The sequence below is a fragment of the Labrys sp. Lb11 genome (genome assembly GCF_057554225.1).
Genome location: NZ_BAAJOT010000001.1, coordinates 456,734 through 474,631 on the forward strand (window position 1 = coordinate 456,734; position 17,898 = coordinate 474,631).

The 17,898-nt window shown below is 69.7% G+C and carries 21 protein-coding genes; 16 read left to right on the forward strand and 5 right to left on the reverse strand.

Going from position 1 to position 17,898, the window contains the following annotated elements; all coding sequences use genetic code 11:
• Positions 1-3 precede the first annotated feature (3 nt).
• The 6 genes from AC27L4_RS02160 to AC27L4_RS02185 are packed head-to-tail and all read left to right on the forward strand — an operon-like array spanning position 4 to position 5,450.
• The gene (locus AC27L4_RS02160) at positions 4-252 is read left to right on the forward strand and encodes a hydrogenase subunit MbhD domain-containing protein (protein WP_487140306.1); all 249 of its coding nucleotides are present in this window, start codon (positions 4-6) and stop codon (positions 250-252) included.
• Complete coding sequence (mnhG, locus tag AC27L4_RS02165) at positions 249-593, forward strand: monovalent cation/H(+) antiporter subunit G (RefSeq protein WP_487140307.1); 345 nt, start codon at positions 249-251, stop codon at positions 591-593. Before AC27L4_RS02160 ends, mnhG begins: the two co-directional genes overlap by 4 nt.
• A complete protein-coding gene (gene mbhE, locus AC27L4_RS02170) occupies positions 590-1,288 on the forward strand; it encodes a hydrogen gas-evolving membrane-bound hydrogenase subunit E (protein WP_487140308.1) in 699 nt (232 codons plus the stop codon). Before mnhG ends, mbhE begins: the two co-directional genes overlap by 4 nt.
• A 14-nt stretch (positions 1,289-1,302) precedes the next feature.
• Entirely contained in the window at positions 1,303-1,677 is a 375-nt protein-coding gene (locus AC27L4_RS02175; protein WP_487140309.1) for a sodium:proton antiporter, read from the forward strand.
• Positions 1,671-4,772, forward strand: a complete 3,102-nt coding sequence (locus tag AC27L4_RS02180) for a complex I subunit 5 family protein (protein WP_487140310.1) — start codon at positions 1,671-1,673, stop codon at positions 4,770-4,772. The genes AC27L4_RS02175 and AC27L4_RS02180 overlap by 7 nt, the downstream gene beginning before the upstream one ends.
• Before the next feature lie 3 nt (positions 4,773-4,775).
• Positions 4,776-5,450 carry an urease accessory protein UreF gene (locus AC27L4_RS02185; RefSeq protein ID WP_487140311.1) on the forward strand — a complete coding sequence of 225 codons (675 nt, stop codon included), beginning with the start codon at positions 4,776-4,778 and terminating at the stop codon, positions 5,448-5,450.
• Positions 5,451-5,517: 67 nt separating this feature from the next.
• On the opposite strand, the gene soxR is transcribed toward AC27L4_RS02185, so the two are convergent.
• Positions 5,518-5,964, reverse strand: a complete 447-nt coding sequence (soxR, locus tag AC27L4_RS02190; protein ID WP_487140312.1) for a redox-sensitive transcriptional activator SoxR — start codon at positions 5,962-5,964, stop codon at positions 5,518-5,520.
• A gap of 120 nt (positions 5,965-6,084) precedes the next feature.
• Here soxR and AC27L4_RS02195 point away from each other — a divergent pair, with 120 nt between their 5' ends.
• On the forward strand, positions 6,085-6,888 hold the full coding sequence (locus AC27L4_RS02195; RefSeq protein ID WP_487140313.1) for an NAD(P)H-binding protein: 804 nt from the start codon (positions 6,085-6,087) through the stop codon (positions 6,886-6,888).
• On the forward strand, positions 6,885-7,463 hold the full coding sequence (locus AC27L4_RS02200; protein ID WP_487140314.1) for an NADPH-dependent FMN reductase: 579 nt from the start codon (positions 6,885-6,887) through the stop codon (positions 7,461-7,463). Before AC27L4_RS02195 ends, AC27L4_RS02200 begins: the two co-directional genes overlap by 4 nt.
• A 47-nt stretch (positions 7,464-7,510) precedes the next feature.
• Here the strand turns inward: AC27L4_RS02200 and AC27L4_RS02205 are convergent, their stop codons facing one another.
• The 3 genes from AC27L4_RS02205 to pxpB form a co-directional block, all read right to left on the reverse strand.
• A complete protein-coding gene (locus AC27L4_RS02205) occupies positions 7,511-8,281 on the reverse strand; it encodes a LamB/YcsF family protein (RefSeq protein ID WP_487140315.1) in 771 nt (256 codons plus the stop codon).
• A 126-nt stretch (positions 8,282-8,407) separates the two neighbouring features.
• Positions 8,408-9,451: a 5-oxoprolinase subunit C family protein gene (locus AC27L4_RS02210; RefSeq protein ID WP_487140316.1), complete on the reverse strand. Its 1,044-nt coding sequence runs from the start codon at positions 9,449-9,451 to the stop codon at positions 8,408-8,410.
• Positions 9,448-10,188 (reverse strand): 5-oxoprolinase subunit PxpB, encoded by a 741-nt coding sequence (gene pxpB / locus AC27L4_RS02215; RefSeq protein WP_487140317.1) that lies wholly within the window; start codon positions 10,186-10,188, stop codon positions 9,448-9,450. The genes AC27L4_RS02210 and pxpB overlap by 4 nt, the downstream gene beginning before the upstream one ends.
• Before the next feature lie 260 nt (positions 10,189-10,448).
• On the opposite strand from pxpB, the gene AC27L4_RS02220 reads away from it, so the two are divergent.
• From AC27L4_RS02220 to AC27L4_RS02255, 8 genes are all read left to right on the forward strand, one after another.
• A complete protein-coding gene (locus AC27L4_RS02220) occupies positions 10,449-11,084 on the forward strand; it encodes a DUF1989 domain-containing protein (protein WP_487140318.1) in 636 nt (211 codons plus the stop codon).
• Entirely contained in the window at positions 11,081-11,902 is an 822-nt protein-coding gene (locus AC27L4_RS02225) for an amino acid ABC transporter ATP-binding protein (RefSeq protein ID WP_487140319.1), read from the forward strand. Before AC27L4_RS02220 ends, AC27L4_RS02225 begins: the two co-directional genes overlap by 4 nt.
• Positions 11,899-12,561, forward strand: a complete 663-nt coding sequence (locus AC27L4_RS02230; protein WP_487140320.1) for an amino acid ABC transporter permease — start codon at positions 11,899-11,901, stop codon at positions 12,559-12,561. Before AC27L4_RS02225 ends, AC27L4_RS02230 begins: the two co-directional genes overlap by 4 nt.
• 33 nt (positions 12,562-12,594) lie before the next feature.
• Positions 12,595-13,548: an agmatinase gene (locus AC27L4_RS02235; RefSeq protein WP_487140321.1), complete on the forward strand. Its 954-nt coding sequence runs from the start codon at positions 12,595-12,597 to the stop codon at positions 13,546-13,548.
• 89 nt (positions 13,549-13,637) lie between these two features.
• Entirely contained in the window at positions 13,638-14,426 is a 789-nt protein-coding gene (locus AC27L4_RS02240; protein ID WP_487140322.1) for a transporter substrate-binding domain-containing protein, read from the forward strand.
• Positions 14,427-14,506: 80 nt separating this feature from the next.
• Entirely contained in the window at positions 14,507-15,181 is a 675-nt protein-coding gene (locus tag AC27L4_RS02245; RefSeq protein WP_487140323.1) for a GntR family transcriptional regulator, read from the forward strand.
• Between the two features lie 8 nt (positions 15,182-15,189).
• Positions 15,190-16,125, forward strand: coding sequence for a dihydrodipicolinate synthase family protein (locus tag AC27L4_RS02250; RefSeq protein WP_487140324.1), 936 nt, complete (start codon positions 15,190-15,192; stop codon positions 16,123-16,125).
• Position 16,126: 1 nt separating this feature from the next.
• Complete coding sequence (locus tag AC27L4_RS02255; RefSeq protein ID WP_487140325.1) at positions 16,127-16,918, forward strand: SDR family oxidoreductase; 792 nt, start codon at positions 16,127-16,129, stop codon at positions 16,916-16,918.
• Between the two features lie 77 nt (positions 16,919-16,995).
• Here AC27L4_RS02255 and AC27L4_RS02260 read toward each other — a convergent pair whose 3' ends face one another.
• The gene (locus AC27L4_RS02260; protein ID WP_487140326.1) at positions 16,996-17,670 is read right to left on the reverse strand and encodes a GntR family transcriptional regulator; all 675 of its coding nucleotides are present in this window, start codon (positions 17,668-17,670) and stop codon (positions 16,996-16,998) included.
• Positions 17,671-17,898 lie beyond the last annotated feature (228 nt).

The following is a 17,898-nucleotide window of genomic DNA, read 5'->3' on the forward strand; positions in this document are numbered from 1 at the left end:
GACGTGCTCGAGCTGCTCCTCCTCCTGGTCTGCGCCGGCATCATCGTCAGCGGCCTGCTGGCGGTCTGCCTGAAGAACCTGATGGCCGCGATGGTGAGCTCCAGCCTCGCCGGCCTTTTCGCCGCCGTCTCCTTCCTGCTGCTGGCAGCGCCGGACGTCGCCATGGCGGAGGCGGCGATCGGCTCGGGCCTGGCCACCTTCATCTTCCTCTATGCCATCCGCAAGACCGGCAGCCAGGGAGGCGATGCATGATCGAGCTGGTCGGCAGCCTCTTCATCCTGGTGGGCGCGATGTTCCTGTTCTCGGCCGGCCTCGGCCTGCTGCGCATGCCCGACGCCTATACCCGCATCCAGGCCGGCACCAAGGCCTCGACCCTCGGCAACATGCTGGTGCTGATCGGGCTGGCCTTCTACCACCCGGGCTGGACCTTCAAGCTGATCCTGGTCGTCTATTTCGTGCTGATGACCAATCCGGTGTCCTCCCACGCCCTGTCGCGCGCGGCCTATCGCATCCGCACCCCGATGACGGGATCGACCATGGTCGATGCGCTCGCCGAGGACGAGGGGCGCGATGGAACGGGACGGCCGTCATGATGCGGCGCGCGCTCGTCCTGCTCGCCGTCGGCCTGTTCGCCGTCGTCTTCGCCCGCCTGATCGGCGGCTACAGCGAGTTGCAGGGGCTGCGGCCGCTCGCCGAGTATTTCGTCGCGCGCGGGCCGGTCGAGCTCGGCGTGCCGAACATCGTCACCGGCATCCTCATCACCTATCGCGGCTTCGACACGCTCGGCGAGGTCGCCGTGCTGTTCATGGTCGCGGCCAGCGTCGGGCTGCTGCTCAAGCAGGACGAGGCGGCCGCGGATGCCACGCCCGGCGCGGCCGGCGAGCCGCGGCCGCCGAGCGAGATCGTCGTCAGCGGCTCGGCGGTGCTGCTGCCGCTGATCTTCGCCTTCGGCGCCTATGTCATCATGAACGGCCATCTCTCCGCCGGCGGCGGCTTCCAGGGCGGCGCCATCGTCGCCTCCGGCTCGATGCTGATGCTGCTGGCGCGGCCGGGGGCGAGCCTCAACGTCGCGGCGCTGAGCGTGATCGAGTCCTTTGCCGGCGTGGTCTATGTCGGCATCGGCATTCTCGGCCTGGTGCTGGCGGGCGGCTTTCTCGACGGCCGCTTCCTGCCGCTCGGCGAGTTCGGCGCCTTCTTCAGCGCCGGCGCCGTGCCCGTGATCTCGGCCCTGCTCGGCATCAAGGTCGGCGCCGAGCTCAGCGTCATCATCGACCGGTTCAGAAGTTGAAGGGGGCAGGCGCCATGTCCACCGGCCTACCTGTGTCCACCATCCTGCTGATCACGGGCTTCTGCCTCGCCCTGATCGGCCTGTGGGGCATGCTGACCCATCGCCACCTCATGCGCATCATCATCGGCTTCGCGCTGTTCGACACCGGCCTGCACATCGTCATGGTCGCCACCGGGTATGTCACCGGCGGCACCGCGCCGATCATCGACAAGGCGCTCGGCAAGGCCGAGGCCGTGCAGCGCGCCATCGATCCCATCCCCTCGGCCCTGGTGGTGACGGCCATCGTCATCGGCATGTCCGTCACGGCGGTGATGCTGGCCTTCGCCGTCCGCCTTTACGAGGCGAAGAAGACGCTCTCCATCGACGCCTTCACGGAGTCGAAATGGTAGCGAGCCTCCTTCACCCGCTGAACATCTTCATTCTCGGCCTCGGCGGCGGCTTCGTCATCCCGCTGCTGTACCGGCTCGGCAAGGCCTGGCTGACCGCGGGCTTCTTCGTCGCGCTGGGCGGCATCACCCTCGTCAGCGGCCTGTGCTTCCTCGGTCTGCTGCAGGGCGGCGACACCATCGAAGTGCTGACGGCCGGGGCGCAGCCGCCGGTCTCGATCAATCTGCGCTTCGGCCTGGCGGAAGGGTTCTTCACCCTCAGCGTCAATCTGGTGGCGCTGCTCGGGGCGTTCCACCTGTGGGACCGCCTGCGCGGCAACTATGCCGCCCTGCTGCTCTATCTCATCCTGGTCATGGGCATCGACGGCATGGTGATGACCCGCGACCTGTTCAACCTTTTCGTGTTCCTGGAGATCGTCTCGATCGCCACCTACGGGCTGCTCGGGCTCGACCGCACGCCGGCGGCGCTCTCGGCGGCGTTCAAGTACATCATGGCCACGGTCGTCGCCTCGACCTTCTTCCTGCTCGGGACGGTGCTGGTCTACTACGTCACCGGCACCCTCAACATCGATGCCCTGATCGCCGGGCGCGACGCCATCACAGGGCCGATCGGCATCACCGCCCTGCTGCTCGTTCTGGCCTGCCTGATCATCGAGCTCAAGCCCTTCCCGGCCAACGGCTGGGGCCTCGACGTCTACGAGACCGCGCCGAGCGGCATCGCGGCCATGGTCTCGGTCGGCGTTTCGGCCGGCGTGTTCTTCTCCCTGCTCAAGCTGCTGCCGTTGTTCGAGGGTCAGCTCGGCCTCATCGCGATCTCCGGTGGCGTCACCTTCCTCGCCTCCAACCTGATTGGCCTGAGGCAGGACAAGGTGCAGCGGCTGCTCGGCTATTCCTCCATCGGCCAGATGGGGTTGCTCACCCTTGCCCTGGCGCTGCTGCAACAGGTCGGGGCACAGGCCGCGATCCCGATGGTGGTCGGGGGGCTCTTCGTCAATCACCTCCTCGCCAAGGCCGGCCTGTTCTGGTTCGCCGGGGTGGCGCGCTGCGCCAGCGTCGAGGGCGGGCTGACCAGCCTGGCGCGCCGGCCGCTGATGATCGGCCTGTTCGGGCTCTTCCTGGTGGCGATCGCCGGCTTGCCGCCGTTCCCCGGCTTCTGGGCGAAATGGGAGCTGGTGATGCGGCTGGCCGCCGCCGGCAAGCTGCCCTGGATCGGGGTGATCCTGGCCGGCTCTCTGCTCGAAGCCGCCTACATGTTCCACTGGTTCGTCAAGGCGCTGCGCCCGTCGTCCGAAGCGGCGGGACCGTCCTGGGCCTGGCCGGCGCTGGTGCCGGTGCTGGGCGCGGCCGCTCTGCTGGTGATGGCGGGTGTCTCGGCGGCGTACCTCGCCGGTGCGGGCTCGGCCTGGCTGTTCGCGCCGCTCGGCGTCGGCGTCGTCCTCTACGGGCTCGACCGGTTGCCGGGTCCCGCCAAGGCCGTGCTGACGCTCGCGGTCGTGCTGCTGGTCGGCGGCTGGCTGGCGGCGGGCGCCACCGGCATCGCCCGGCTCTTCGCCGTGCTGCTGCTTTCCGGCAGCCTCGTCATCGCCGCCGCCGGCCTTTACCGCAGCGACAGCCGCCCGGGCTACTATCCCCTGCTCGCCGTGCTGCTGCTCTCGATCCCGGCGCTGCTGCGCTCATCGACCAGCCTGGAATTCTTCTTCAACTGGGAGATCATCACGCTGGCCTCCTGCTTCCTCATCGCCAAGGGCCGGGGCGGCGGGCCGCATGTGCTGACCTTCCTCCTGTTCTCGCTGCTCTCGGCCTTCTTCCTGCTCGCCGGTTTCGCCAGCGTCGCCACGGTCAGCGGCACCACCGACCTGATGGCGCTGCTGGTCCGCGGCCCGGATGCGACCACCGCCTTCGCGCTGCTCGCCATCGGCTTCCTGATCAAGGCCGGCGCCGTGGGCGTGCATGTCTGGCTGCCCGGGGCCTATGCCGAGGCCGACGACGACTTCACCGCCATGCTCTCGGGCGTGGTCAGCAAGGTGGCGATGTTCGGCCTGCTGATCGGCACCTATGTCTCGATCCGTTCGGAAGCGGGCCTGGAGCTCGCCCACGCCATGGCCTGGATCGGCATGCTCACCACCATCGCCGGCGCGCTGATGGCGCTGGCCGAGGACGATTTCAAGCGCCTGCTCGCTTATTCCAGCATGAGCCAGCTCGGCTACATCGTCACCGCCACGGCGCTGATGAGCCACCTCGGCTGGGTCACGGCGCTCTATCTCGTCGCCAACCACATGATGGTGAAGGGCATCCTGTTCCTGGCTCTGGCCGGCATCATCCTGCGCACGGGCACGCGGCGCTTCTCCGAGACGGGCGGGCTGCGCCGGGCCATGCCCGTCACTTTCGCCACCGTCTTCGTCGCCGTCGTCTCCATGTCCGGCCTGCCGCCGCTGATGGGCTTCGGCGGCAAATGGCTGCTGCTCAGCGCCATGACCGACAAGGGCTGGCACCTGCTGGCCATCGCCGGCCTCGTCGCCACCTTCCTCGGCCTCCTCTACATGATCCGCCTGGTCAGCGGCCTGTTCCTCGGCGAGGCGAAGCCCGGCCAGGAGGGGATCGCCGAGGCGCCGCCGGCGCTGCTGGTGCCGCAGGTCGTCCTGATCGCCGGCATCCTCGTGCTGTCGCTCTATCCCAAGCTCCTGATGGATCCCGTCTCGGCTGCGATCGATCCGCAATTTGCCGCGACCCTGGTCTGGGAGGGCATGTCGCTCGAAACCATCTACGGCACCTGGAACCCGGCGCCGGTCATGATCGTTGCCGTGGCGGTGGCCGCGGCGCTGTCCGCGGTGGCCTGGCTCGCCTATCGCGACGGTCGGCGCGACCCCGCCAGCCTCGACCGCTTCTTCGCCCATTGGCGTCCGGCCATCGGCCACAGCCTGCCGCCGCTCGCCGCGATCTTCTGGCGGGGGCTGTCGGAGGCCGCGCTCGGGGCGGCCGGGACCGCGCGGCTCCTCTACACCGGCGACGGCCAGACCTATGTGCTCCATGTCCTGTTCTATTTCCTGGCGCTCTATTTCGCGAGCACCGGGTTCGGCGCCACGGCGTTCGGGGGATAGGACATGATCGAGGACGACGCCCTGCCGCTGCACCTCCTGCGCCTGGTCAGCCCGAGCCTGCCGGTCGGAACCTTCTCCTATTCGCGCGGCCTCGAAGGCGCTGCGCATGCCGGCTGGGTCCGCGACGAGGCGACGGCGCGCGACTGGATCCTCGGCACGCTGGAGGCCAGCGTCGCGCCGCTCGACGGGGCGCTGTTCTGGCGCATGGCCCTCGCCCTGGAGGCGGACGACCATGACCGCTTCCTGCAGGCCGACGCCTGGCTGGCGGCGGGGCGGGAAAGCTGCGAGATGCAGCGGGAGGACCGGCGCATGGGCGAGGCGCTGCTGCGGCTGCTGGCCGACCTCGATGTCGCGTCGGCCCGGCGCCACGAGGGCCGCGGCCTGACCTACCCCGCTGCCTTTGCGCTGGCCGCCAGCCACTGGCATGTCGGGCCTCGGCCGGCGTTGAAGGGGCTGATGTGGAGCCTCGTGGAGGGGCAGGTGGCGGCGGCGATCCGCCTGGTGCCGCTCGGCCACACCGCCGGCCAGCGCATCCTGATCGGCGCGGTCGAGGCGATCGAGCGGGCCGCTGCCCTGGCCCGGTCGCTCGGCGACGAGGATATCGGCAACGTGGCGCCCGCCATGGCCATGGCCAGCGCCTGGCACGAGACCCAGTACAGCCGCCTGTTCCAATCCTGAGGGGAACCGCCGGCCGCACGTCATGCTCCCGGCATCCGCCGGCGCTCGGTGACGCAGCCCCTGCGGCTCACGTCGTGCGCGACGACACCCAGTAGCGCGGCCCCGGGCCCTGGCGGCCGGCCCGGTCGTCCGGGTTGATCATCCGGCAGCGTTCCAGCGACAGGCAGCCGCAGCCGATGCAGTTAGTGAGACCGATCTTGAGCCGGGTAAACTCGGCGATGCGCTCGTCGATGCGCGCCGTCCAACGCTGGGAAAGCTGAGACCAGTCCGCGCCGCTTGGTACGTGGTCGGTCGGCAGGCGCGCGAGTTCGCCGCCGATCTCTTCCAGCGACATGCCCAGGCGCTGGGCGAAGACGATGAAGGCGATGCGCCGCAGCACCGAACGCGGGAAGCGGCGGTGTCCGGAGCCGGCCCGCTCGGAGCGGATCAGGCAGCGCTCCTCGTAATAGCGCAGGGCGGAGGCCGCGACGCCGGACCGGCGCGAGACCTGGTTGATGGTGAGCTGCGGTTCCATGGACGCAGCGGAGCACATTTTCCGCTTGATCTCAAGTTCACTTGAGCTTCTAGAAAACCACCGTCTCATCTGGAGGGAGGGCTTGGCCCATGACCATTCTTGTGACCGGGGCGACGGGAAATGTCGGCTGTGCCGTCCTGCGCGCTCGCCCATGGCGGCGTTCGCCTGCGAGCGATGACACGTCATCCCGAAAGGGTGGCTTCCGTTGTCGGGGTCGAGGTCGTCTATGGCGATTTCAATGACGCCCGCAGCCTTGCCGCGGCCTTTGCGGGGGTCGAGGCGCTGCACCTGATCAACCATGACGCGGCCGCCGGCACGCATCTGCGCCATCCCGGCCTGGTCGTCGACCTGGCGAAGGCAGCGGGCGTCCGGCGCGTCACATCCTTTCGCGGCGAGCCGCGCGGCCGCCTGGAGGCGGCGCTGGCGCAGAGCGGCCTCGCCTGGACGGACTTCTCCATCCCGGTCGAGTTCATGGCCAATGCCCTGAAATGGGCGTCCTCGGTCCAGGCCGAGGGCCTCGTCCATGCCTTCGGGCCGGTGCGCAGCGCCATGATCCACGAGGACGACGTCGGCGCCGCCATCGCCGCCGCGCTGACCGAGTCCGGCCACACCGGCAAGACCTATACGCTCACCGGACCGGAAGCGCTGACGCCGGCGGACAAGGTCGCGGCGATCGCCCGCGTCCTGCGCCAGCCGGTGACGCTGGTGGAGCTGACGGAGAGCCAGGCCCGGGCTCGCTGGCGCACGCTCGACATGCCCGAATCGTTCATCGACGTCCTGGTCGGCTGGCACGCCGACACCCCGGCGAGCGCCTATGCGGTCACGACCGATCTGCAGCGGATCATCGGGCGGCAGCCGCGGCGCTTCGAGCAATGGGTCGCCGAACGTGCCGGGCTGTTCCGGCAGGTCAGGAGCGCAGCATGAGCAGCCATCGCCTGCGCCTCGGCCTGATCTATGGCAGCAGCCGGCGCGGTCGCTTCTGCCACCGGGTCGGCGACTGGACCCGGCAGCGGCTGGCCGAGGACGAGCAGTTCGAGATCGACCTGATCGATCCGCAGCGGCTCGATCTTCCGGCGCTCCTCCACCACGACGACGGCATGGAGGCGAAGGCGCTGCGCCAGCGCATCGGCCGCGCGGACTGCTTCATCGTCGTGACGCCGGAATACAATCATGCCTACCCGGCGGCTCTGAAGCTCGTCGTCGATTCGGTCGGCGCCGAGTGGCGGGAGAAGCCGCTCGGCTTCGTGTGCTACGGCGGCATCTCCGGCGGCCTGCGCGCTGTCGAGCAACTGCGCCTGGTCTTCGCCGAGCTTCACGCCGTCGCCATTCGAGACTGCGTCAGCATCGCCTTTCCCTGGCGCGCTCTCGATGACGAGGGGCACCTGGCTCCGTCGGATGCGACGGAGGAGGCGATGCGGCTGATGCTCGGGCGGCTGCGGCATTGGGCCCTCACGCTGAAGCCGGCGAGGGGCGCCGCTGTGCCTGCCCTGGCCGGCTGACCGCGTCGGGGCGACGGCCGCTGCGTGCCGGGGCGGCCGACTGGCTCTCAGACCCAGCCTCCGAAGGGGGCGATGGTCATGCCCGCGGCGGCCAGCCGGCCGCGGATGCTCCGGGCCATCCCGACCGCGTCGGGCGTATCGCCGTGGACGCAGATCGTGTCGATGGCCACCGGCATGCGCCGGCCGCCGGCGGTGACGATCTCCCTGGTCTCGACCATCCGCAGCACCCGCTCGGCCGCGGCGTCGGCGTCGTGGATGACGGCGCCCGGGAGCTTGCGGGAGACCAGGTTGCCGCTGTCGGCATAGGCGCGGTCGGCATAGACCTCGCGGGCCATGCGCAACCCCAGGACCTCGCCGGCCCGCTCGGTCTCCAGGCCCGGCATGACGATGAAGATGAGGTCGGGGTCGACCGCCTTGATCGCCCGGGCGACGGCCAGCGCCAGGTCGGCGTCCTCGGCGGCCATGTTGCCGAGCGACCCATGGGTCTTGACGTGCTGCAGCCTCTGGCCGGCGGCGTGGGCCAGCGCCTGCAGGGCGCCGATCTGGTAGATCACGTGCTTCTCGATGTCGGCGGGCCGCTCGCCGAGGATCGGCCGGCGGCCGAAGCCCCAGAGATCCAGGAAGCTGGGATGCGCGCCGACGGCGACGCCGTTGCGGGCCGCCCGCTCCAGCGTCTGCGCCATCACCAGGGGGTCGCCGGCGTGGAAGCCGCAGGCGATGTTGGCCGAGGTGACGATCTCCAGCATCGCTTCGTCATTGCCGAGGGTATAGACGCCGAGGCTTTCGCCGAGGTCGCTGTTGAGGTCGATCGTGGTCATGGCGTCCGGTCTCCTGAGCAGGTTCTCCCGAACCTGCTGACGCTTGAGAATCCGATCAGCATTGATCTTGCTCCGAAAAATGCAAAATCAAGGCTGCTCGGGGGAGGCGAGGGGGGCAGGCGTCGATCAGGCCGCCTCCGCGTCGGGATCGGCGCCGGAGACGACGCCGCTGATCAGGTTGAGGCCGAGCAGATCCTCGGCCGTCAGGGGGGCGCCGGCCTGGGGCGCGGGCCGGATGGCGGCGAGCATCGCCGCGACCGCCTCGTGGTGGCGGGCTGCGGCGGCCTCGGCCTCCGCCGCGGATACCCGCAGGAAGTGCACGGCGTCGCCCGGCCGGCGCTGGGCGAGGCGGAACAGGTCCGGCTCGATCACGGTGGCGATCTTGGGGTAGCCGCCGGTGGTCTGCCGGTCGGCGAGCAGCACGATCGGCCGTCCGTGGCCCGGGATCTGGATGCTGCCGTTCATGATGCCGTCGGAGACGATGTTGAACCCGTCCCTGTGCTCGACCGCCGGTCCGTCGAGTTGCAGGCCCATGCGGTCGGCCTTGCTCGACACGGTGAAGGCGCCCGACAGGAAGGTGGCGATCCCTGCCTCGGTGAAGGCGTCGTCCTGCGGGCCGAGCAGCACCCGGATCGGCCCGGCCGGATCGGGCAGGCCGGGCTCGCCGAGCCGCAGCGGCGGCCCCTCGGCTGCCGTGGCCTCGAGGCCCAGCCGGTCGCCGGCCCGCAGAGCCCGGCCGTCGAGACCGCCGATGGCCGAGCGGGTATGGGTGGAGAAGCTGCCGAGCACCGGCGCCAGGGCGAAGCCGCCGGCGACGCCGAGATAGGCGCGCATGCCCTGGCGCGCCGCGCCGAGCTTGATCCGGTCGCCGCGCCTGAGGTCGTGGGCGCGGCCGGCCGCGGCCGCCTCGCCGTTGATCGACAGCGGCATCGGCGCGCCGGCCACGGCGATGCGACAGTGTTCGGCCTCGACCGTGAATGCGAGGCCGGTCAGGGTCATCTCGACGGCGGCCGTGCCGGCGGGGTTGCCGACCAGCGCGTTGACAGCGGCCAGGGCCACTGCGTCCATGGCGCCGGAGGCGGAGATGCCGAAGCGCTGATAGCCGAAGCGGCCGAGGTCCTGGATGGTCGAGAACAGGCCGCCTTCGCCGACGAGGAGATGGTCGCTCAAGGCATGTCCTCCCGCACCGCGACGGCCTCGCCGGCCTCGGCGGCGACCAGCATGTCCCGATAGGTCGCCGCGTCGACCGGCTCGAAGCGGATGGTGTCGCCGACCTCGAACAGGAACGGCTTTTTCCGCTGCGGATCATAGGAGCGCACCGGCGTCTGGCCGAGCAGGTGCCAGCCGCTCGGGATCTCCAGCGGCGGCGACACTGCGGCCTGCTTGCCGCCGATCGAGATGCTGCGCGGCGGCGTCTTCAGGCGCGGGTCGGTGCGCCGGCTGGTGTGGATGCGCTCGGGCAGGCCGCCGAGATAGGAGAAGCCGGGGGCGAAGCCGATCATGTAGATGTGATAGTCGGCGCCCGAATGCAGGGCCACCACCTCCTCCGGGGTCAGGCCATGCTGGGCGGCGACGCCCTCCAGGTCGACACCCGATTCACCGCCATAGTGCACCGGCACGCGCCATCGCGAGCGGAGCCGGCCGGCCCCGCGTTGCGGCGGGCGGAGCGCCAGGATCTCGCGTTTCAGCGTCTCGCGCGGCAGGACGAGCGGGTCGAACAGGATCAGAAGCGAGCGATAGGTCGGCACCGTCTCGCGGATGCCCTCGAGCGCTCGCGCCGCCAGCGCCGCATCCAGCGCCATCACCCGCTCGTTGATCGCCGCGTCGATCTCCTTGCCGAATTCGGCGACCAGCCCGCCATCCCCGGCGTCGAGGAAGCGCGGCGGCGCGAGCGCCGTCTCATCCATGCGTGCCTCCCGTGCCCAGCCGCGGTGGAACCCGTGCCTGCGTCGATGCCCGGCGGTGCGCCCCGATGCATGTCATGGCGAAGCCCTCAAAACCGATGCGGCCCTCGATAGCCGTTCGCCCCCGGAAAGGCGCGGTCAAAATTCGAGCAGATCGCGCCTAAAAATTCCACTTGAATTCCACTGGTATACCAACGATGCTCCTCGTGTCGATCCCGGGTGTGTCGACAGCGTCAATTCGGTGAGAACGGGGCGGTCGCGTCATGAAGTTCGATGTCGAGGGCGAGATCGTCCTGCCGGCCGGCCACGGCCGCGCTGTCCGCGTGGCGGCCGGGACGCTGGTGCGGATCACCAATCCCGCCGGCACCCAGGCCATCGATTCCTGGGCCTACAACGCCCATGACCTCGGCGAGTTCCTGTCGATGGACCATCTGCGCTCGGTCAACTCGGTCGCCTATGTCGACAAGGGCGTGAAGCTGGTGAGCAATCTGCGCCGCCCGCTGCTCGCCATCGTCGAGGACACGTCCGCCGGCAGGCACGACACGCTGCTGTGTCCCTGCAATGCGGCGCTCTATCGCGAGCTGGGCTGCCGGGACTATCACCGCAGCTGCGCCGACAACCTGCACGAGGCGCTGGCGGCGCTGTCGATCACGGTGCCCTTCACGCCGGCCGCCATGAACCTCTTCATGAGCGTGCGGGTCGAGGCCGACGGTTCCCTGACGCGGCTGCTGCCCGCCTCCAGGCCCGGCTCCCATGTCGTGCTGCGCGCCGAGATGGACGTGGTCATCGCCTTTTCCTGCTGCCCGCAGGACATCACGACGATCAACGGCCCGGAGCGCACGCCGCGCGACTGCCTGATCCGCATCGACAGGCCGGCGACGGCGGGAGCGGCGGCATGAGCGCCCCGGCCGGCGCGCCGGCGCCGCTCCTGCGCATCCGCGACCTCCGCAAGAGCTTCGGCGGCCTGGAGGTGCTCAAGGGCATCACGCTCGACATTCACGCCGGCGAGGTCGTGTCGGTCATCGGTGCCAGCGGCTCGGGCAAGAGCACGTTCCTGCGCTGCATCAACGTCATGGAGATGCCCGACGGCGGCTTCCTCGACTTCGAGGACTTCGCCTTCGACTATGGCGCCGGCCCGCGTGGCCGGCCGACCGAGATGCAGCTGCGCGCCTTGCGCGCCCGCATCGGCATGGTGTTCCAGAGCTACAACCTCTGGCCGCACATGACGGTGCTGGAGAACGTCATCGAGGCGCCGATCCGCGTCAAGGGCCTGCCGCGGACCGAGGCTGTCGATCGGGCCGAGGCGCTGCTCGCCCGCATCGGCCTCGCCGAGAAGCGCCACGCCTATCCCGGCAAGCTCTCGGGCGGCCAGCAGCAGCGCGTCGCCATCGTCCGGGCGCTGGCGATGCAGCCCCGGCTGATGCTGTTCGACGAGGTCACGTCGGCCCTCGACCCCGAGCTGGTCGGCGAGGTGCTGGCGCTGATGGCATCGCTCGCCGCCGAGGGCATGACCATGCTGTTGGTCACCCACGAGATCGGCTTTGCCCGCGAGGTCTCGACCCGGACGATCTTCTTCGACGGTGGCCGCGTCGCCGAGGACGGCCCGCCGCGCGAGGTGCTGCGCAACCCGTCCAGCGAGCGGCTGCGCCAGTTCCTCAAGCGGGTGCTGCACGAGCATGTCGCCCAGGATGTCGCCGCCGGAGGCCAGCCGTCATGACCTTCTCCGAATGGCTCGACTTCTTCCTGCCCTATGTCCCCGGCTTCCTCTATGCCTCCTGGCTGGTGCTGGCGCTGACCGTGCTGGTGATCGTGCTGAGCTGGATCTGCGGCCTCGTCGCCGCGCTCGGCAAGGCCTCCTCGATCCGCCTCTTCCGCTATGCCGCCGCCTTCTACATCTGGTTCGTCCGCGGCACGCCGGCGCTGATTCAGATCTTCATCATCTATTTCGGCCTGCCGCAGCTCGGTCTCGGCCTGTCGCCCTTCGTCGCCGGCGTCATCGCGCTCGGCGTCAACAGCGGCGCCTATGTCGCCGAGATCATCCGCTCGGGCCTGTCCGCCATTCCCAAGGGCCAGACCGAATCCTCCCTGGCGCTGGGCATGAGCCGCCGGGAGACCATGCAGCGGATCATCCTGCCGCAGGTGGTGCGCATCATCCTGCCGTCCGTCACCAACGAGGCGATCGCGACGCTGAAGAACACCTCGCTGCTGTCGACCATCACCGTGGTCGAGCTGACGCTCTATGCCCAGACCATCATCGCCACCACCTTCCGGCCCTTCGAGTTCTACATCGCCACCGCGGTGATCTACCTCGTCCTCACCACGCTGCTGTCGCAGCTCGCCGCCTGGCTGGAACGCCGCAACGCCCGCTACGCCTGATCCTGCCGGGAGCCCGCAAGAGAGCCGAATGCCATGAGCGTCCTGCCGATCGATTCCCTGGAAACACCGCGCTTCTGCGGGGTGCCCACCTTCATGCGCCTGCCGCAGGCGACGAGCCTGTCCGGGCTCGACGCCGCCATCATCGGCCTGCCCTCGGATTCGGGCTCGCCCTTCCGCACCGGCGCCCGCTTCGGTCCCAACGCCATGCGCGCCATGTCGGTGATGCTGCGGCCGATCAACCCCTATCGCGGCGGCATCAACATCTTCGAGCGGCTGCGCATGGCCGATGCCGGCGATGCCGCCGTGGTGCCGGGCTACCAGGAGGAGACGCTCGAACGGCTGGAGATCTCGGTGCGCGCCCTGGTCGACGCCGGGGTGATGCCGTTCGGCATGGGCGGCGACCACTCGGTGACGCTGGCGGAGCTGCGCGCCGTCGCCCATCGCCACGGGCCGCTGGCGCTGATCCAGTTCGATTCCCACTCCGACACCTGGGACAAGTATTTCGCCGGCAAGAAATACAGCGCCGGCACGCCCTTCCGCCGCGCCGTCGAGGAGAACATCGTCTCGCCGGCCCATTCGATCCAGATCGGCCTGCGCGGTTCACTGTTCACGCCGACCGACATCAGCCAGTCGATCGAGCTCGGCTACGACGTCGTCACCACCGACGACATGTTCGCCATGGGGCTGCCGGCCCTGGCCGAGCGCATCGCCGCGCGTGTCGCCGGCCGGCCCGCCTTCATCACCTTCGATCTCGATTTCGTCGATCCCGCCGCCGCGCCCGGCGTGCAGACGCCGGAGGCCGGCGGCCCGAGCGCCCGCGAGACGCTCGACCTCATCCGCCGGCTCAAGGGCATCGACCTGGTCGGCTGCGACGTGGTCGAGCTCAACCCGCTCTTCGACGCCTCATCGCAGATCAGCGCCCTCCTGGCGGCGACCGTCATGGCCGAGCTGATCGCCTTGCGGGCCGAAGCGCCGGCCAAGCCCTGACGGCCTCCGGCTCCACCAGGAGAGGCCGGACGGACCGGCCCGTGAATGCCATCGACCAGAGAAGTGCGTCACCAAAGAAGGGGAACATCATGCGCCTGAAACTTCTGCCCATGCTCGCCGTCGCCCTGCTCGGCGTCTTCGCCACACCGGCTGCCCGGGCCGACGAGCTGGAGCTGGTCCAGCCCGGCAAGCTGCTCGTCGCCACCGAGGGCACCTATCCGCCCTTCTCGATGCGCGCGCCGGACGGCTCGCTCGACGGCCTGGAGATCCGCGTCAGCCGGGAGATCGCCAAGCGCCTGGGCCTTGAGTACACGCCGGTGGTGATCAAGTGGGAGTCGCTGCTGGTCGGGCTCGCGGCCGGCCAGTACGACTACGCCAGCGCCGCCATGGACATCACGCCCGAGCGCCAGAAGCAGGTGCTCTTCGCCGACGGCTGGCTGGAATCCGGCGGCCGCGTCGTGACCAAGGTCGGTTCCGACATCAAGGCGGCCGCCGACATCAAGGGGCGCACCGTCGGCGTGCTCGTCGCCTCCAGCTGGCTCAAGCTCGCCGAGGAGCGCGGAGCCACGGTCAAGGCCTACAAGGCCGAGGCGGACGCCCTGCAGGATCTGGTCAACGGCAATATCGACGGCGTCATCACCGATTCGATCGCCGCGGCCTACTCCATCAAGGCGTCCAAGCTGCCGCTGACCATGACCGAGGACTATGTCAGCCACATCCAGAAGGGGTTCCCCTTCAAGAAGGACAAGCCCAACCTGGTGAAGGCGGTGAACAAGGCGCTGGCCGACATGATCGCCGACGGCACCTATGCCAAGCTCACCACGGAGCTGGTCGGCTATTCGCCGGCTCCGAAGGAGCCGATCCGCAGCCAGTTCTGACCTGGCGGCCGGCGTGCGCGTGCATGCCGGCCTCCCACTCCGTCCCGATGGGGCGGCCATCCCGAGGCTCCCGTGCAGCGATGACCATCCAGCCCAACCCCCTCGCGTCCCTCTTCGACGAGCAGGATCGCAGTCTCAGCCAGATGGCCTATGACCAGGTGCTGGACCGGCTGATCCGGCGCGAGATCCCGGTCGGCTCCGTGCTGCAGGAACGCCGGCTGGCCGAGCTGCTCGGCATCTCGCGCACGCCGGTGCGCGAGGCGCTGAACCGGCTGGAGAGCGAGGGCTTCGTCTCGCGCAAGCCGGGGCGCGTGCTGGTGGTGCGGGAATTCTCCACCCGCGAACTGATCGAGACGCTGCACGTGCGCCAGGTCCTGGAGGTGGAGAGCGTCGGCCTGGCCACGGGGCGTATTCCCGAGGCCGAGCTCCTGTCGATCGATGCCGCCATCCGCGAGGTGCTGGCGACGAATCCGCCGAGCGTCGAAGCGGACTGGGACGTGGACTGCCGCTTCCACGGCATGATCGCCGGCCACAGCGGCAACGCCGTTCTCGCCCACATGATCGCCGACCTGCGCCTGAAGACCCACATGTTCAACCTCGACCGCGTGCCCGAGCGCTTCGAGGCCGGCCATCGCGAGCACCTGGCCATCGTCGACGCCCTGCGCCGGGGCGATCGCGACGAGGCCCAGCGCGGCATCCACGCCCATATCGAAAACGTCAAGCAGAGCATCATCCGCAAGCTCAGCGCCATATGAGGAAAGCCATGGCCGAAAAAATCAGCGAAACCACCCGCGGCGTCTACATCATCTCGCCGACGCCGTTCACCGAGGACGGCAAGCTCGATCTCGCCAGCACGGACACGCTGATCGATTTCTACTTCGACAAGGGCGTGACCGGCATCACCATCCTCGGCGTCCTGGGCGAGGCGACCAAGCTGACGCCGGACGAGTCCCGGACCTTCCTCGATCACGTGCTCAAGCGCGTCGGCGGCCGCAAGCCGATCGTCGTCGGCGCCAGCAACCCCGGCACCGACAACCTCGTGCGCTTCGCCAACGAGGCGATGGAGCGCGGCGCCGCCGGCCTGATGATCGCCCCATTGCCCGGCCTCAAGACCGACGACCAGATCTATGCCTATTGGGAGACGATCCTGAGCCGGCTCGGGCCGGACATCCCGGTCTGCTACCAGGACTATCCCCAGACCACGACCGTCTTCTCCTCGGTCTCGGTGCTGAACCGGCTGATCGACGCCTTCCCGAACTTCGTCATGCTCAAGCATGAAGAGGGCTCGGGGCTCGGCAAGATCACCAAGCTGCGCGAGCGCTCCGACGCCGGCAAGGGCCGGCGCATCAGCATCCTCGTCGGCAATGGCGGCCTCTACCTGCCGCAGGAGCTGCGCCGCGGCGTCGACGGAGCCATGACCGGCTTCGCCTATCCGGAGATGCTGGTCGGTGTGTGCGAGCGCTTTTTCGCCGGCGATGCCGAGGGGGCGGAGGACCTGTTCGACGCCTATCTGCCGATCCTGCGGCACGAGCAGCAGATGGGCTTCGGCCTGGCCGTGCGCAAGGAGGTGCTGCGTCGGCGCGGCGCCATCGCCTCCTCGGCGATCCGCCATCCCGGCCCCAAGCTCACCGCGCGCGACCACCAGGAGCTGGACGAGCTGATGGCCCGGCTCGAGGCCCGGCTGGCCCGGGGCGTCTGACATGGATCTTGGTCTGCAGGGGAGGACGGCCCTGGTCCTCGGGGCCAGCCGGGGCCTGGGCGAAGCCATCGCCCGGACACTGGCGGCGGAAGGCGCCGGCGTCATCGTCGCCGGCCGGGACGAGGCGCGCCTCGCCGCGGTCGTGGGGGCGATCGGCGCTGCCGGCGGCAAGGCCGAGGCCCTGCGCCTCGACCTCGCCGATGCGGCGAGCCGCGATGCAGCCATCGGCTCGCTGCTCGATGCCGAGGGGCTTGGCCGGGTCGATATCCTCGTCAACAACAGCGGCGGTCCGCCGCCGGGGCCGGTCGCCGCCGTCGAGCCGGAGCAGTGGCGCCGCAGCTTCGAAGCCATGGCCAACGCCGTGTTCTCCGTCACCGCGCGGTTGCTGCCGGGCATGCGCGCCCGCCGCTTCGGCCGGATCGTCAACATCGTGTCCTCGGGCGTCGCCCAGCCGATTCCCAATCTCGGCATCTCCAACGCCGTGCGCGCCGCGGTCCTCGGCTGGGCCAAGACGCTGGCCGCCGAGGTGGCGCCCGAAGGCGTGACGGTCAACTCGGTGCTGCCGGGGCGCATCCACACCCAGCGCGTCGACGAACTCGATGCGGCCGCCGCCGCCCGCACCGGCAAGCCGGTCGAAGCGATCGCCGAAGCCTCGCGGGCGACGATCCCGATGGGCCGCTACGGCGATCCGCAGGAGTTCGCCGACGTGGTCGCCTTCCTGGCGAGCGCCCGCGCCAGCTATGTCACCGGCTCGCAGGTCAGGGTTGACGGCGGCATGATCCGGGGGATCTGAAGGGCGCTCCCGGCCGCTGTCGCGGCCTTCCGCCATCGCTTCGCTGCATCCGTTCCGGCCGGCTTTCGGGCCGGCCCTCAGATCGTGGCGAGGCGATGGATGACCGCGGCCTTGACGGCGTCGATGTGCCGGGTCATCGCGAGGCCGGCCGCCTCGGCGTCGCCCGCCTGCAAGGCCTCGACGATGGCGAGATGCTCGCGGCAGACGGCTGCGAAGCGGTCCGGCATGCGGCCGAGGTCGAAGATGCGGGTGCGGCGGCGCAGGTCGCGGATCATCTCGGCCATCATCGGATTGCCCGCGGCCTGGGCAATGCCCTCATGCAGCGTGGTGTCGAGATCGAGCGAATCGTCGGGGCCCGCCGGCGTCGCGCCGTCCCTCACGGCGGCCAGCAGGGCTTCGAGCCGCCGGCGCAGGCCGGCGACCAGTTCGGGATCGATCCGGCCGACGCTGAGCCGCGCCGCTTCCGGCTCGAGCAGGCGGCGGATGTTCAGCACCTGGATGAATTCCGGCACGCTCATCTCGCGCACTTCGAGGTAGCGCGAGCTGCGGCGCTTCAGCAGGCCCTGGCCTTCGAGCAGCAGCAAGGCGTCGCGCAGCGGCGTGCGCGACACGTCCAGGGCCTTGGCCAGGCGTCGCTCGGTCATGGCTTCACCGGCCCGCAGCGCGCCCGACAGGATCATGTCCTCGAGGCGGCGATGGACCTCATAGGCAAGCCGCCGTGACGGTTCCTCGTCCTGTGGCTCCGATTCCATGGCTGCGTCCCGAACGGCGAATCCCGGCGGCATCGATCCTTCCAATGCCGTTACGTCATCTTCTCTAGCGGGCGCGTGCGCAGGTGGCAATCATATGAACGTCGGCTCCGGCCGGGTGTCGGCAGGCCGCCGGTGCAGGCGCAGGGCATTGACGCGTGTTCGTCGACTTGGCTACCAGACCGGCGGAGCGACACCTGCGGGCTCCTCGGCGAAGGAGCAATGCCCATC